The sequence below is a fragment of the Bacillus sp. G16 genome (assembly GCF_021282335.1).
Classification (GTDB): domain Bacteria; phylum Bacillota; class Bacilli; order Bacillales; family Bacillaceae; genus Bacillus; species Bacillus inaquosorum.
Map to the genome: position 1 here is coordinate 103,490 of NZ_JAJSOZ010000007.1, position 14,781 is coordinate 118,270.

19 protein-coding genes and 1 pseudogene are annotated in these 14,781 nt (G+C 43.6%); 16 read left to right on the top strand and 4 right to left on the bottom strand.

Annotated elements, in window-relative coordinates; all coding sequences use genetic code 11:
* Positions 1–66: 66 nt before the first annotated feature.
* From LWH95_RS10965 to LWH95_RS11040, 16 genes and pseudogenes are all read left to right on the top strand, one after another.
* Positions 67–513, top strand: a complete 447-nt coding sequence (locus tag LWH95_RS10965; RefSeq protein ID WP_003232676.1) for a phage-like element PBSX protein XkdN — start codon at positions 67–69, stop codon at positions 511–513.
* 29 nt (positions 514–542) lie between these two features.
* Positions 543–692 (top strand): hypothetical protein, encoded by a 150-nt coding sequence (locus LWH95_RS10970; RefSeq protein WP_003239113.1) that lies wholly within the window; start codon positions 543–545, stop codon positions 690–692.
* 1 nt (position 693) lies between these two features.
* Positions 694–4,575, top strand: a complete 3,882-nt coding sequence (locus tag LWH95_RS10975; RefSeq protein WP_232919653.1) for a transglycosylase SLT domain-containing protein — start codon at positions 694–696, stop codon at positions 4,573–4,575.
* Positions 4,568–5,227, top strand: a complete 660-nt coding sequence (locus LWH95_RS10980; RefSeq protein WP_024121074.1) for a LysM peptidoglycan-binding domain-containing protein — start codon at positions 4,568–4,570, stop codon at positions 5,225–5,227. Before LWH95_RS10975 ends, LWH95_RS10980 begins: the two co-directional genes overlap by 8 nt.
* Positions 5,228–5,242: 15 nt before the next feature.
* The gene (locus LWH95_RS10985) at positions 5,243–6,220 is read left to right on the top strand and encodes an XkdQ/YqbQ family protein (protein ID WP_119913747.1); all 978 of its coding nucleotides are present in this window, start codon (positions 5,243–5,245) and stop codon (positions 6,218–6,220) included.
* Positions 6,220–6,486 (top strand): DUF2577 family protein, encoded by a 267-nt coding sequence (locus LWH95_RS10990; RefSeq protein WP_148981514.1) that lies wholly within the window; start codon positions 6,220–6,222, stop codon positions 6,484–6,486. Before LWH95_RS10985 ends, LWH95_RS10990 begins: the two co-directional genes overlap by 1 nt.
* A gap of 59 nt (positions 6,487–6,545) precedes the next feature.
* Positions 6,546–6,971, top strand: a complete 426-nt coding sequence (locus tag LWH95_RS10995) for a DUF2634 domain-containing protein (protein ID WP_232919573.1) — start codon at positions 6,546–6,548, stop codon at positions 6,969–6,971.
* Entirely contained in the window at positions 6,964–8,010 is a 1,047-nt protein-coding gene (locus LWH95_RS11000; protein WP_232919575.1) for a baseplate J/gp47 family protein, read from the top strand. The genes LWH95_RS10995 and LWH95_RS11000 overlap by 8 nt, the downstream gene beginning before the upstream one ends.
* Positions 7,994–8,572, top strand: coding sequence for a YmfQ family protein (locus LWH95_RS11005; RefSeq protein ID WP_003239106.1), 579 nt, complete (start codon positions 7,994–7,996; stop codon positions 8,570–8,572). Before LWH95_RS11000 ends, LWH95_RS11005 begins: the two co-directional genes overlap by 17 nt.
* Complete coding sequence (locus LWH95_RS11010) at positions 8,569–8,841, top strand: hypothetical protein (RefSeq protein ID WP_003239104.1); 273 nt, start codon at positions 8,569–8,571, stop codon at positions 8,839–8,841. The genes LWH95_RS11005 and LWH95_RS11010 overlap by 4 nt, the downstream gene beginning before the upstream one ends.
* A gap of 2 nt (positions 8,842–8,843) precedes the next feature.
* Positions 8,844–9,338: pseudogene (locus LWH95_RS11015) on the top strand (hypothetical protein); the annotation flags it as partial.
* A 1,008-nt stretch (positions 9,339–10,346) separates the two neighbouring features.
* Positions 10,347–10,787: an XkdW family protein gene (locus tag LWH95_RS11020; protein WP_003239102.1), complete on the top strand. Its 441-nt coding sequence runs from the start codon at positions 10,347–10,349 to the stop codon at positions 10,785–10,787.
* Complete coding sequence (locus LWH95_RS11025) at positions 10,777–10,968, top strand: XkdX family protein (protein ID WP_032732119.1); 192 nt, start codon at positions 10,777–10,779, stop codon at positions 10,966–10,968. Before LWH95_RS11020 ends, LWH95_RS11025 begins: the two co-directional genes overlap by 11 nt.
* 89 nt (positions 10,969–11,057) lie before the next feature.
* Entirely contained in the window at positions 11,058–11,309 is a 252-nt protein-coding gene (locus LWH95_RS11030) for a hemolysin XhlA family protein (protein ID WP_373695038.1), read from the top strand.
* Between the two features lie 12 nt (positions 11,310–11,321).
* The gene (locus LWH95_RS11035) at positions 11,322–11,585 is read left to right on the top strand and encodes a phage holin (protein WP_003239099.1); all 264 of its coding nucleotides are present in this window, start codon (positions 11,322–11,324) and stop codon (positions 11,583–11,585) included.
* Between the two features lie 12 nt (positions 11,586–11,597).
* The gene (locus LWH95_RS11040; RefSeq protein ID WP_232919587.1) at positions 11,598–12,491 is read left to right on the top strand and encodes an N-acetylmuramoyl-L-alanine amidase; all 894 of its coding nucleotides are present in this window, start codon (positions 11,598–11,600) and stop codon (positions 12,489–12,491) included.
* A gap of 36 nt (positions 12,492–12,527) precedes the next feature.
* On the opposite strand, the gene spoIISC is transcribed toward LWH95_RS11040, so the two are convergent.
* The 4 genes from spoIISC to LWH95_RS11060 all read right to left on the bottom strand — a co-directional run bounded on the left by spoIISC (position 12,528) and on the right by LWH95_RS11060 (position 14,777).
* Positions 12,528–12,665, bottom strand: a complete 138-nt coding sequence (gene spoIISC, locus LWH95_RS11045; protein ID WP_119913750.1) for a three component toxin-antitoxin-antitoxin system antitoxin SpoIISC — start codon at positions 12,663–12,665, stop codon at positions 12,528–12,530.
* Between the two features lie 84 nt (positions 12,666–12,749).
* The gene (spoIISB, locus tag LWH95_RS11050) at positions 12,750–12,920 is read right to left on the bottom strand and encodes a three component toxin-antitoxin-antitoxin system antitoxin SpoIISB (protein ID WP_003239095.1); all 171 of its coding nucleotides are present in this window, start codon (positions 12,918–12,920) and stop codon (positions 12,750–12,752) included.
* Complete coding sequence (gene spoIISA / locus LWH95_RS11055) at positions 12,920–13,666, bottom strand: toxin-antitoxin-antitoxin system toxin SpoIISA (RefSeq protein ID WP_232919593.1); 747 nt, start codon at positions 13,664–13,666, stop codon at positions 12,920–12,922. The genes spoIISB and spoIISA overlap by 1 nt, the downstream gene beginning before the upstream one ends.
* 109 nt (positions 13,667–13,775) lie before the next feature.
* Positions 13,776–14,777, bottom strand: a complete 1,002-nt coding sequence (locus tag LWH95_RS11060; protein ID WP_003239093.1) for an inorganic phosphate transporter — start codon at positions 14,775–14,777, stop codon at positions 13,776–13,778.
* Positions 14,778–14,781: the final 4 nt, after the last annotated feature.

The following is a 14,781-nucleotide window of genomic DNA, read 5'->3' on the forward strand; positions in this document are numbered from 1 at the left end:
GACCTTTCTCAGAAAGGTCTGTTTTTTACACGATGAAATCAATCAAAAGACAAGGGAGTTTTTTACATGAGCGAGAAGAACGAAAACGTATATGATCTTTCCTTTTTTATGCCGGGAAAAACAATTGAAGCTGAGGAAATCAAAGTGCCGATCTCAAAGCGTTTTGTTGATAAAAAAGGGAATGTCATTCCGTTTATTTTAAAACCGATTACAACCGAACGAATTGATGAATTGGAGAAAGAAAATACCACATTTAAAAATGTGAAAGGCCGCGGCCGTGTTAAAGATTTAGACTCCCAGCGCTTTTATGCGAGAATTGCCATCGAATCTACGATTTATCCTGATTTTCGATCAAAAGACTTGAGGGAAGCTTACAAAACAGCGGATCCGGTAGAAGTTGCGAAACGTGTACTATCTGTAGGGGGAGAGTATGCGAACTGGCTGAATAAAGCAATTGAAATCAATGGTTTTGAGGATGATCTTGAAGATCTAGAAGAAGAAGCAAAAAACTAGTAAAGGATGGTGATAAGGAAGCTGTGTATTTGTATTATGCAATGCATGAGCTTCATTATTCGCCATCCCAGCTTCTTGAATTATATGAAGCACCCAAACACTTTAAAGCTCTTTTATTTGGATTGATTGGATATAAGCTAGATCTATTAGAAAAAGAATCAAGGAGAGGAGGGAATTAATATCGCAAAATTAACAGCCCGTTTCGATCTCGAAGACAAGGTATCTAAAAAACTAAAACGGATACATAAAGGATTCCAAGAGGTCGAAAAAAAAGTCAAGACCATCAATCGACAAATCAAAATCAGTATCAGAGCTGAAGATCAGGCATTTTACCGTCTGAGAAAAATAAACGACTACATCATTTTAAAATTTGCAAAATCACTTGAAATCAAAGTTGTACTTGATGACCAAGCCACTGCAAAGCTGGAAGCGATTGAACAAAAACTAAAACGGCTGCCGAAAGAAACGAAGCTGACTGTATCTTTGGTAGACCGGACAAGAGCTGCGTATAAAAAAATAAAGAAGATGCTATCTAATCAAAAGCTATCATTCCTTTTGATTCCAGATGACAAGGTTACGTCAACAGTTAAAAAAATTATTGGATATATCAAGAAAAATTTAAAAAACGGCTACACAGTTAAATTAAAAGTCATCGATGAAATCACCAAAACAGTTAATCGATTAACATCACTTTTGAGGAAATTTGAAAAAACATATTATGTAAAAGTCGTTATTAAGACAAAAGTATCAGACAAAATCAATAAAAAAGAAAGTCCGATTAACAAAGAAAAGACTAAGAAAGAATCAGACAAATCCTCTGATAAAGGCTCAGATAAAAGTTCTGACCAAAAACCCGGCTGGGTCGGGAAAATTAAAGGGTGGCTGAAGGATTGGTGGTCAAAATCAGCTTGGCCATGGATTAAGGATACGCTCAAAGGGATAGGTAAAGCTTTTTTAGATCGTTTCAAAGAGAGATTGTTAGAAAAGCTGAAAAATGATGTGTTTGATAAGATCATTGATAAAATTTTAGGACCCCAAAAGAAGGACGATTCTGGTGAAAATTCCGAAACAGATAATAAAGTCCTTAACCGTAATACAGGAGGAAATTGTTGCTGTTGCTGCTGTGAAGAAGGCGGTAACGGTCCAGGCACTAAAAATAAAAAAACATATAGAAAGAAGAAAAGCCCGACAAAAGCTCCAAACAGAACACTCAAGGTTCCAGGAGAGGTAATAAGAAGACGCCAGAGTGGCACATCTGGTGAAAGTGCACCTCGGACTTCAGGTTCGAAGTTAAAGAACTGGCTCGGAGGCTTAAAATCGCTAGGAAAGGATTCCTCCAAACTAGGAAAAGCATTCAGAGGAATGGGAAAGTCTGTTCCATACGTAGGATCTGCTTTAGCAATGTTCGATTTAGCTGGAATCAATAAAGATAATGCTGGTGAAAAGGTTGGTTCAATCGGTGGCCGCATTGCCGGAGCGGAAGCAGGTGCAACTGCAGGAGCAGAAGCAGGTGCAGCGATTGGATCCTTCGTAGGTCCGGAAGGTACAGTAATAGGAGGCGCTATCGGCGGAGTAGGCGGCGGTTTAGTAGGCGGAATAGGCGGCGAAGAAGCAGGTAAGAACATTGGTAAGATGTTTGATACTTCTCAAATCAAAGAGAACATTTCAAATACATTATTTAATGGTGATTGGTGGAACGAAAAATGGACAGGGGTTAAAACATCAGCAGGAGATACTCTAGGAGGGCTTGATGATACATGGACTAATATAAAAGATACAGCTTCTACTACTTTTTTTGACTCCAATTGGTGGGCAGAAAAAGCTGGTTATGCATACGGTACATTAGAGTCTACGCTTTTCAATAGTGATTGGTGGGGAGGAAAATGGGAATCCGTAAAAGGCTGGACACAGGAAAAGTGGGATCAAGCCTCCTCTGTATGGACCTCTGTTAAATCAAAAGTAAAAGAAACAGTCTTTAATAAAGATTGGTGGTCCGGTAAATGGGAAGGTGTGAAGAGTTGGGCTCAAGAAAAATGGAATGGTGCCGTTTCTGTTTGGGAATCAATTAAGTCAAAAGTAAAAGAAACAGTCTTCAATAAAGACTGGTGGTCCGGTAAATGGGAAGGTGTCAAAGGCTGGACAAAAGAAAAATGGGAAAACACAAAGTCGCTTTGGAAAAAATTTAAATCCACACTTGAAGACAGCCTATTTAATAAAGACTGGTGGTCTGAAAAATGGGGTTCAGTAAAAGAGTGGGGAAAGAATATATTAGGAGATTCTTGGGATGCAGTAAAGTCTGCAGGCGGGAAAGTAGTAAAAACTGCTCAAAAAGTGGGCGGTGGAGTGACGTCTTGGGTTAAAGAAAAGGTAGATCATTTTCAAAAAGGACGAGAGAAGGCTCATAGAGACTTTGGAATGAAAGCTGATAAAAACGCCACAGGTGGTTTTATTACCAAACCGACTATTTCCTGGATCGGTGAAGCAGGTAAGGAATTTGTCATTCCAGTCGACAACAACCGCGGTCGCGGTAAAATGCTGTTAGCGCAAGCCGCTTCTAAACTGGGCATGCGTGTGGTCGAAGATATGGCATCGGCTTCCACACTTTCAGGTGGGACAGCTTTAAACACTGTTAACAGTCACTCTGCTTCAGTTTCACCGTCTATTAACGCATCTAGTTTTAACAGCCAAGCTTCAGACCTAGGACAGCAATTTTCAGAAGGCTTTGATAAAGGCATCAGCAATCAGCCGGTCAAAATGGAAGACTGGAAAAAGAAAAACATCAATACGCCATTTACACAAATGATTTCTGCCTCACCAAATTACGGAAAACAAATGGTGAGCGGCTATGCTAAGGGGCAAAACGGAACTGCAACCGGAACAGATGGCTTTTTGCAATCAAAAGTTAAAACGCCGTTCCAAGCTACTGTGAACAAATCGTCCTCATGGGGCACAGGAACGGTCAAAGGCTTTGCCCAAGGACAAAACTCAACCCAAACAGGGACGGCACAATATGTCAGCACACATGTTGATAAACCATTCTTGCGTTCTAAAGATACATCCAACAGCTGGGGTTCAGGCATGATCGGTAACTTTGTAACAGGCATGAATTCTAAATCCAGTGAAGTGAAACAAGCTGCAAAGGATATGGCGAAGAGGGTAGAGCAGGCTTTCCGTGAGGAATTAGATATCCATTCACCTTCCCGCGTCATGATGAGTTTGGGGCGTTTTGCTTCAATCGGTGTTGTCAAAGGTCTTGGATCAGTAGATGTAAAGAAATATGCTGAAAAACAAGCTGGATCACTGGCGGCGGCCTATTCAGGAATGGGCGCGATGAGCGGTAATGTGAAACAGTGGATTATGGCCGCTCTCATGGCCACAAAGACACCGATGAGCTGGCTTCCGGGACTTATGACAATTGCGCAGCATGAATCCGGTGGCAATCCGAACGCAATCAACCTGTGGGACAGCAACGCAAAAGCGGGGCATCCGTCACAAGGGCTCATGCAGACAATTCCGAGCACCTTTAACGATCATAAAGCACCCGGCATGGGTAACATTAAAAACCCGATTCACAACGCAGCTGCTGCGATCGGCTATATTAAAAGCAGATATGGGTCAATCAACAATGTGCCGGGGATTAAAAGCTTGAATCATGGCGGACCGTATGTTGGATATGCCAACGGCGGGCTGATTACAAAAGAGCAAATCGCCCGTGTCGGAGAAGGAAATAAGCGGGAATGGATCATTCCGGAGGAGCGGGGCATACGCGGCCGCTACCTCCTTCAGAGAGCGGCACAGGCTCTTGGTATGGAAGTGACAGATCCGTCTCAATCCCAGCAGTCTGAGCTTTCATCAGGACAAGTTTCCGCTGTTACTTCAGCTAGCCGGCCAACGGCAGCGGTTTCCGGATCAAAAGAGATTTATATTCAATTTAACGGTGACCAGCACTTCCATAATGGACAAGACGCCGAAACCCTTGCGGCGAAAATCAAGCAGGCGCTAATAGACGAGCTGCAAAAGGATATCAATATTGGAACGAAGGGAGTCGTTGCATTTGACTAAATCCGTATATGAATTTTGGATTTCACAAGGGAAGGACAAGCTGCGGCTCCCCGTTCTTCCCGACCAGCTGAATATTTCAAATACGGTTCAGAATGAGACGGTTAAAGTAGCCAAGTTCGGTGACCTTACATTTATTGACGAACAGGGAGCGAAAGAAATTTCGTTCTCTTCGTTTTTTCCGAAGAAATACAGTCCGATAGCAGAATATCAAAACTTCCCGTCGCCGGAAAATGCGATAACAAAAATTGAAAAATGGATGAAGGCCAAAAAACCGGTTCAGTTTTTGATTACGGGAACCAAAGTGAATCTGACTTGCAGCATTGAAGGTTTTTCCTATAGCGAAGGCCAGCAGGATATCGGTGATCGCTCGTTTGATATTCAATTAAAAGAATACAAAACCGCTTCCCCCCGAAAAATCAAGCAGAAGAAAAAAACAAAGGCAAAACGTCCATCAAAGGCTTCTCCGAAAACCTATACAGTGAAAAAGGGAGATACGCTGTGGGATATTGCCGGCAGGTTTTACGGGAACAGCACGCAGTGGCGTAAAATTTGGAACGCCAATAAAACAGCAATGATCAAACGAAGCAAACGAAACATCAGGCAGCCGGGCCACTGGATTTTTCCCGGTCAAAAATTAAAGATACCGCAATGAAACAGGTGATGTATGATGATAGAACTGTTTGTCATTAAAGACACAGAGTGGCTTGAGCTGGTAGCAGAAAGCGTATCGCTGGAAGGCCATCGTTATCAGGCGCCGCGCTCCATTGAAGCGACCATCGTTATCAAACAGGGCGACCAGACGTATTACAGCGTCACAGAAGGAGATACCGTCTTGTTTAAGTGGAAGGGAAAAGAGCTTTTTCGGGGCATTGTTTTTGCAAGAACGCCGGACGAGCATACGCTTGCTTTCAGCGCGTATGATATGCTCCAGTATCTGGTCAAAAACCAGGATGTGTACGTGTTTTCCAACCAGCGTGCTGATCAGATGATCAGGAGGATTGCCAATGATTTTCAAATACCGACAACCTCGATTGCGAACACAGGCCATACAATTAAAAGCCTTGTGATAAAAAATGATACGACCCTGTATGACATCATCTTAAAAGCATTGAAACAGACGAAAAGCCAGACAGGACGACATTATCAGCTGTATTCGGAAAAAGGAAAGCTCGGTCTGCGCGCTTGGCCAGATCCGTCGGAAGTATGGGTGCTGGAAACGGGTGTCAATATCACGGGATACCAATACAGCACTTCCATAAACGACACTGCAACACGGGTGGTGCTTCGCCGGCAGAAGGACAATAAGACGTATAAAGCGTCTGCCAAGGACAGTTCAGGCTTAAACAAATACGGTGTGCTTCAATATACGGAAACGGTCACAGATGACATCAACCAGGCTCAGCTTCAGCAGCGGGCAGATGTGCGCCTTGCTGAAAAAAAGGGCGTGAAAAAAGAACTGAAAAATATTCAGGCAGTCGGTATTCCGGAAGTGCAGAGCGGCTTGCCTGTCTATATTTCCATTCCGGAGGCCGGAATCAAGAAAACCTATTGGGTAGATACGGACCGGCACGAGTTTAAAGGAACGAAACATACGATGACCATTGATGTAGTCGAAAAGAACACCATGCCGGAAGGAGTTTCCTGATGAGATTGAGTGAGGCGATTAAACATTTGGCCGTCGGCGCAGTTGACGCTGAGTCTCCGGTGGAACTGCTCCCGGCTGAAGTCGTTTCGGTTTCTCCTGTGGAAATCAAATTAAAAGAAAACAGCAAACTGATCATACCGGCTGACGCCATCATCATCCCAAAACGGATGAAGTCCGGAGGAGACGATGCACTCGAGCCGGGGGATCGCGTCATGACCGCGGCTCTGACTGGCGGTCAATCGTTTTTTATTTTAGATAAAGTATAGACAAACCGCTTCAGCCACGAAGGGGTTTTTATTTAGCTTGTCATAAAGGAGTGGGCATCATGGCCCTGACACCAGAAGTGGAGTTTGAGGATTTTGAAGATGGCAGCGAAGTCATTGAAACCTCGCAAACGTACAAAATAGATTTTGAAAACGGAAGAATTACAAATGAACTGATTACTGGGCTTGAAGCGATCAGACAGTTCGTGTATATCGCCTTACAAACAGAACGATATGCGTACTCTGTATACAGCCATAATGTCGGAAATGAGCTTCAGGACGTGCTTACAGATCAGGAGACGACTGATGCCTACAAAAAAATGGAGATTCCGAGGCTGATAGAAGAGGCACTGGTTTATGACGACCGGATATCTGCCGTAACAGACTTTGAGATAGAAAAACAAGGCGATGCGTTTCATGTTTCTTTTGTGGTTGAGACAGATGAAGGGACACTTGAGATTGAGGAGGTGATTGGCGAAGATGTTTGAAGATCAAACCTTTGAAGATATTATGGAGCGTATGCTGAACAGCATCTCCGCAGATATTGACACAAGAGAAGGCAGCGTCATTTATAATGCGTTAGCTCCGGCGGCGGCCGAGCTTGCGAAATCTTATATATGGCTGGATACTGTGCTTGAGCTAGTCTTTTCTGATACCGCGCAAGGCGAATTTTTAGACAGGCGTGCAGCGGAAGCGGGAATTGAAAGAACTGCCGCGACAAAGGCTGTCAGAGCGGGAGAGTTTACGTCTGGAGTTACCATTCCCGCGGGCTCCCGCTTCTATGTGGATAATCTTTATTTTCAATATACGGCAGACGGGACGCTCATCTGTGAAACACCTGGTGAAGCAGGAAACGCCAATCTGACCGGACGCAATTTACTGTCACTGGATACCATTCCCGGTTTAGAAACAGCCATTGTCAAAGAAATCCTGATTCCAGGGCGCGAGGAAGAAGGAGATGACAGCTTACGAGAACGGTATTTTACAAGGGTTCGCCGTGAGGCTGTCAGTGCCAATAAAATGCATTATAAAGAGTGGGCTGAAGAAGTGGACGGTGTTGGAAAAGCAAAGATCTTCCCGCTTTGGAACGGGGACGGCACGGTCAAAATTGTCGTCACGAATGCTAATCTTGAGCCGGCTTCCGATATCTTAATTCAAAAAGTGAAAGATTATATCGACCCTGAACCAGGACAAGGGGAGGGGCAGGCGCCAATCGGAGCCGTAGTTACAGTGGAAAGCGCGGTCTGGAAGGAAGTTGAGATTTCGGCCGAAGTGCTGCCTGAGATCAATCACTCAATTGATGAGGTGAGGTCAGAAATTGAGGAAGGCGTTTTAAATCTCTTTAAGAAAATGGCGTTTGAAGATAACGTTATCCGTCTTTCACAAATTAACAATATCGTCTATAATTCGCCATCAGTCAGTGACTACTCCAATATTCAAATCAACGGCACGTCTGAAAATCTGGTGCTGAGCGACGTGGAAATTCCGAAGCTTGGGCAGGTGAAAATCATTGAGCAAACTAGATGACATGACAGCGTATCTGCCCCCGTTTCTCACCAGCCTTAAAGAAATGGCTGAGCTGCTGAAAGCGGAAGCGCCTGAGTTTGATAAACAGAATAACAGCATATTTGATCTGACGGATCAGTTATTCGTGCCGACAGCGACATGGGGGCTCAGCCGCTGGGAAAAGATTTTAAATGTGCCGCGGGAATCAGGCGACACCGATGAGATCAGACGATTGCGGCTCATTTCCAAAATGTCGAACATCCCGCCAATCACCTACAGGGCCATTGAGCAGGCGGTGAACCGTTTCTTGAAAAACCCGTCTGCACAAGTCCGCCTGCTTCCCGGCGAATACCGCTTTAACGTGGATATCAATGTTGATGACCTTCAGCACATGAATGAGCTGATTGAAGCCATAGAAAACATGAAGCCCGCTCATTTGGCGTATACGCTCAGAGGCGGATTAAATGAGACGCTTCAAATCAAAGATACAGTGATCCTGAATCACCGCAGATACCGAACAGCCAGTGAGCTTAAGGTCGGTTATTCTGTCACTCTTAACAACAATGAGGTGGTTTTACCTTGATTTCAACCATATACAGAGAACGCACAGCTGCCGATCTGAAAAGCAGGATTCATCACGTACTGCTCAACGGCCAAGAAACAGAAATAGTGGAACTTGCCATTGACGGAGCGACAGTCACCGTTCTGACAAAACGTGAGGAAGACATCAAGCATATCGAAACGGTACAAATTTTTGACGAGCTGGGCAACATCATTACAGAAAGAAAAACAGACCTGGACGTCAGCGAAAACAGAACACTCGATTTCAGATTTACCTTTGAGGTGGTGTAAACATGGCATATGAAGAAAAAACAGACTGGCTCCCCGACGACCCGATCAACGAAGACGACGTCAACCGCTGGGAAAAAGGAATAAAAGACGCCCACACAGACTTGGCTGCCCACAAAAACGACATGAACAACCCCCACAACACAACAAAGGCGCAAGTCGGGCTGGGGAATGTGGATAATGTGCAGCAGGCTTCAAAGACGGAATTTAATGAACATAATAATGATTCAACCCGGCATATCACGTCTACAGAGCGATCAAATTGGAATGCAAAAGAAACACCAGCTGGTTCTCAAAGTAAGGCTGATACAGCTGAGAGGAATGCAAAAGCATATACTGATGAACTGGCTGCAAGAAGAGATAATCCAAACCAAGTCACGAAGGAGCAAGTCGGGCTTGGCAATGTAGATAATGTACAGCAAGCTGCAAAAGCTGAATTTAATTCACATACGAATGATTCAACCCGCCACATTACATCAGATGAGCGTACTAAGTGGAATAATTCACAACTATTCAAAATAACAGCCGACAATGGTACGCAAAAAATCAATCTAACTTCTGGCTCATTTTATGAAGCCTTAAAAGATTTAGGATCTGTGTCTTTCTATGGGACAAATGCAGTTACTGATAACCCTTCTGAAGGAAGTCTGAGAGGTATGCAATTGGTAGGTCAACCAGGGATTGGAATCGGTTATGCTGTAGATACCTCTGGAGACGCATGGTGGTTCTACTATAATGCGAATCATACTGCAATCAATTGGTACCCTATTGAGTCTACAACAGGAGCACAAACAAAAGTAAATGATCACGCTAAAGATTCGATTCTTCATATTACTTCATCAGAAAGATCAAAGTGGAATGGAGCACAACTTACTAAAATAACAGCTGATCATGGTGGAGTAACAATTGCAGCTAATGAAGGAGAGGATATACTTCAAAAAATAGTTGATCAGGGACGATCTATGGGGACTTTCTATTCGCATGGAAAGGCTATTAATTCCCCTTCACCATACTCTATTAGAGGGGTATTTCATCTGACAAGTCTTTCAACGGATGGTAAAGGTATGTTTGGATGGGTACATGCTACAGATTACAGAAATAATTTTTTTACAAATTATTGGGATGGAAATACTGGGGGATGGCAGGGTTGGAAGCGTCTTATCACTCCAGTTGATTTAAATTCAATGACTTGGTATGACTTAACACTCATTAATGGAAATAAGGTAGGCGGAAGAAAACCACAGTATGCTGTATGGGGCAACCAGGTATTTACTCGAGGTGAAGTAGTTTCGCCAGACTTCAATAGTGTTTTTGCTATACTTCCAGCTGAAGCCCGTCCTTCAACACAAAAATCGATGGCTGCAACTCTATTTGGAACGACTGGCACATCAAAATATATTGCTGAAACAAACGGTGAATTAAGATTGGTTGGAAAACATGCCAACATTGAGGCAAACATTTCTGGAGTTTCTCTAGATAATAATTTTACTCTATAGGGAGGGGAGAATGTGCAAGTTTTTTTGTATGATGATAATTTCTATTTTTTAAGACCAAAAATTTTATCCAGTCCTCAAAGTCAGATGCCGGATAACTCAACGACAGTAAAGCCTCCTGATGGCTTATGGAGGCCACAGTTTGATAAGGCGAATAATGTATGGAATGAATCTGCTGATCAAGAATATAAGGATTTTCAAAAAAACAAATATCAGGATGAACTTGAGCCAAATCCTATCATGGAGCAACTCGTAACACTGGGTCAACAACTAGCAGACGAAAAACTTGCAAGAAAACAAGCCGAGAAGGCTCAAAATACTTTAGGTATACAACTGACTGAGGAAGTGTTGGCAAGGAAAGAAGCGGAGGCTTGGAATCAATCTTTAGGTGAACAAATGGCGATTTTGAAATTAGATATACTGAGTTTAAAGGGAGGGATGACAAGTGAATCTTAATTTCTGGGTATATGCCCTGTTTTATAAATGGGCTACAACATCGATGATAAAGGACGCAATGACGTACAATGACTGTTCAATTGATGATTTAAAGCAAGGTGTTGCTGCTGAATACGTGACACATGATCAATATAAAGAAATAACAGGTCAAACATATGAGGAAACGATGAAAGCCAACTAAAAGGCTTTTTTATTTTGCCTCAAAGGAGGTGAATGTATGAAAGAAGTAAGGAGGTAGTTTATATGTCAGAATTGTCTGAGGTACCTGACATGAATTCACTTGAAAAAGAGATAACAGAAATAAAAACAGAACAAAAAACGCTTGAGCAGCGAGTCAGTGTTCTAGAGAGGTCATCGGACCGGCAAGATCAGCAAATCATGACGCTGAACGAAAAATTAAACAAAATTGAAGAAAATACAACATGGATTAAACGCACCATCACAGGTGCCATCATTACAGCAGTGTGCACAGGGATCATTGGCGGAGCGATCGCCATTATGTACAACCTGCTGCAGCATTAAAGGGGGATTTTCATGAAAACGTATGACAAAGGTACGGTCATCAGGACGGTGCTTCTTTTGGTTGCATTAATCAACCAGACCATGATGATGCTTGGCAAATCACCATTGGACATTCAGGAGGAGCAGGTCAATCAGCTTGCTGACGCTCTTTATTCGGCCGGATCTGTCATTTTCACAATTGGAACGACACTTGCCGCTTGGTTTAAAAACAATTATGTAACAGAAAAAGGGAAAAAACAGCGTGACTTGTTAAAGGAAAATAATTTGACGAAATAAGGAGAGATGAAAATGGTTAACATTATTCAAGACTTTATCCCAGTCGGTGCAAATAACCGACCAGGCTACGCAATGACACCTCTTTACATTACAGTGCACAATACAGCGAACACCGCAGTCGGAGCGGATGCTGAGGCTCATGCCCGCTATTTGAAAAATCCTGATACCACAACAAGCTGGCATTTTACTGTTGATGATACAGAAATTTATCAGCATCTGCCTTTAAATGAAAACGGCTGGCATGCGGGAGACGGAAACGGCAGCGGCAACCGGGCTTCGATCGGGATTGAAATTTGTGAAAATGTCGATGGGGATTTTGCGCAAGCTACAGCAAATGCCCAGTGGCTGATCAAAACATTGATGGCTGAGCACGGTATCAGCCTTGCTAACGTTGTACCCCATAAGTATTGGTCTGGCAAGGAATGTCCCCGCAAGCTGTTGGATACGTGGGATACGTTTAAAGCAGGGATTGGGGGAGGCGGCAGCCAAACTTACGTCGTGAAACAAGGTGACACGCTTACATCCATAGCGAGAATGTTCGGTGTTACTGTAGCTCAGCTGCAAGAGTGGAACAATATCGAAGATCCGAATTTTATTCAGGTCGGTCAAGTGTTAATTGTCAGTGCTCCGTCGTACGCTGCAGAACCCGAGCTCTATCCGCTTCCAGATGGCATCATTCAATTGACAACACCATATACCTCAGGAGAACACGTCTTTCAGGTGCAACGAGCACTGGCCGCTCTCTATTTTTACCCTGATAAAGCGGCTGTCAACAACGGAATTGACGGCATTTACGGACCGAAAACAGCTGACGCGGTTGCCCGTTTTCAGTCTGTTAACGGTTTAACCGCCGACGGTATATACGGGCCTGCGACTAAAGCGAAAATCGCAGCTCAACTAAGCTGATCACAGAACACAAAAATCCCGGAGCTGCTCCGGGATTTACTTTTTCTTCTTCAACTTTTTTAAAATTCCTGCACTCCGCTCCCTCACACGAAGCGAATACCCGGAAAGTCCAAACCTTCCGTAATCAACAAACTTCACACGCCTCACCAATTTTTTCACTGTATCACCTGACAATATCCTCTGTTTGTTTTAGTATATGTAACCCTTTAAGAAAAGGAATAAGGACAAGAGCTGTTTTCCCTTGTCCTTTTAGTGTGATCATGCTTTTTTTCGTTTATACTCGTCAATCAGCCGTTCGTTTTCTTTAAAGATTCTTGCTGTATGCGGACTGACTTGATAGCTTGCAACACTGGTGGTTGAACGTTTTTTCAGGATTTTAAACGGCTTCGCCGCTCGGGGCTCGCATCCGTTTTGAAACGCGCGTTCCATTATCCTTCACCTTCCTCCTCAATTGGCAGCACCAAATCATATATGCTCGTTAATGATGTGAAAAGCAAATAATCAAATTCAGTGACAATGCTGTCAGACGTCAGCTTGATGACATAGCTCTGTGTCTCGATGGTAAAAGGAATGAGAACCATTTTTCCGTATTGGTCGTAATAAACATCCTTTCGATCAAGCCGGGTTTGCACGTCTGTCGGATCGTCCATATGCTCGGTTAACCGGTCTTTATCAGCCTGTGTCGAATAGTGACAAAGGGAGGCTGTTAAATTCATTTTATCGGCATAGGTTTTCAGCAGCTTATCAATACCTTCAGCATATGCATCTATACTTCCATAATAAACATGGATCGGTTCGTTTTTCAATAGGTATTGGTATGTTTTCAGCCGATTGAGATACATGTGGAGCATTTCGTTGTTTTCTTCAAGGATTTCTCTTGTGTCTGTTTCCAGTTCGCTGCCGGCCAATTTTTTGACGTATGCGCTTAAGAAGATGAAAGCGTCAATTAAAGCGAAACTGACAGCGACAATGAGGTACCGTTCCCAGTGGGTAAATAGGGAAGAGGGCTCATATGTCCAGTATACCATAGCGCCCAGAACAAACAGCAAGTACCATGTTTTCCGGATGGCGGACATTTTTTCTTTGACCTTCGCTTCGAACCGCCACGTGGCGTACACGTATAAGCCTAATCCGGCCATGACGCACCAGACCATGATCTGAAAGAATAAAAGCATACAGCAATCCCTCACATCTGAAATAGGTTCTGCTTATTGTATTCGAGAGATACGGCTGGTTTTCCTGTTTCATCAAAAAAACCGCTCCTTTGACAGAAGCGGTGTAACCTTAAAAAATCATATTTAAAATAAAGTAGGCGATGGCACCAAGTGTCGCTGAAATCGGAAGCGTGATGACCCATGTAATGAGCATCCGCTTAGCTGTGCCCCAGTTTACGCCTTTTACCCGGTGTGACGCACCGACGCCAAGGATTGATGAAGAAATGACGTGGGTTGTGCTGACCGGCAAATGAATAAATGTGGCGCCGAAAATAATGGCTGCCCCGGTTAAGTCAGCGGATACACCGTTTACCGGACGAATCTTCATGATCTTTCCGCCAACGGTTTTGATGATTTTCCATCCGCCGATTGAAGTTCCGAGACCCATGGCTGTCGCGCAGGCGAATTGCACCCAAGTTGGAATATCATTAGCAGAAGTATGTAAATTCGCTGTGATGAGAGCCATTGTGATAATTCCCATTGCTTTTTGCGCATCGTTTGTTCCGTGTGTATATGATTGCAGGGCAGCTGTTACAATCTGCACTCTGCGGAATTGCTTGTTCGTTTTCGCCAAATTGCTGTCTTTGAAAATCAGCTTGACGATGCTGTAAAGAATAAAACCAAGGACAAAGGCAATAATTGGTGATAAGAGCAGTGCTTCAATGATTTTAATGAAGCCCTTATAATTTAACGCAGTAAATCCGGCTGCCGCAACTGCTGCACCGGCAATTGCCCCGATGATGGCATGGGATGAGCTGCTTGGGATGCCGTAGTACCATGTGATAAGGTTCCAGGCAATCGCAGCGATTAGCGCAGCCAAAATCACGACAGAGCCATTCTCTAACGTATAAGGATCTACAATGTCTTTCGTAATGGTTTTGGCAACACCTGTAAATGTCATTGCTCCGATAAAGTTCATCACAGCCGCCAATATGATGGCATGGCGCGGTTTCAGCGCTTTTGTCGATACCGAAGTCGCAATTGCGTTCGCCGTATCATGAAACCCGTTGATGAAATCAAACGCCAGAGCACAAATGACTATTAGTATTGTTAATATTAATAGAATATCCATTTTT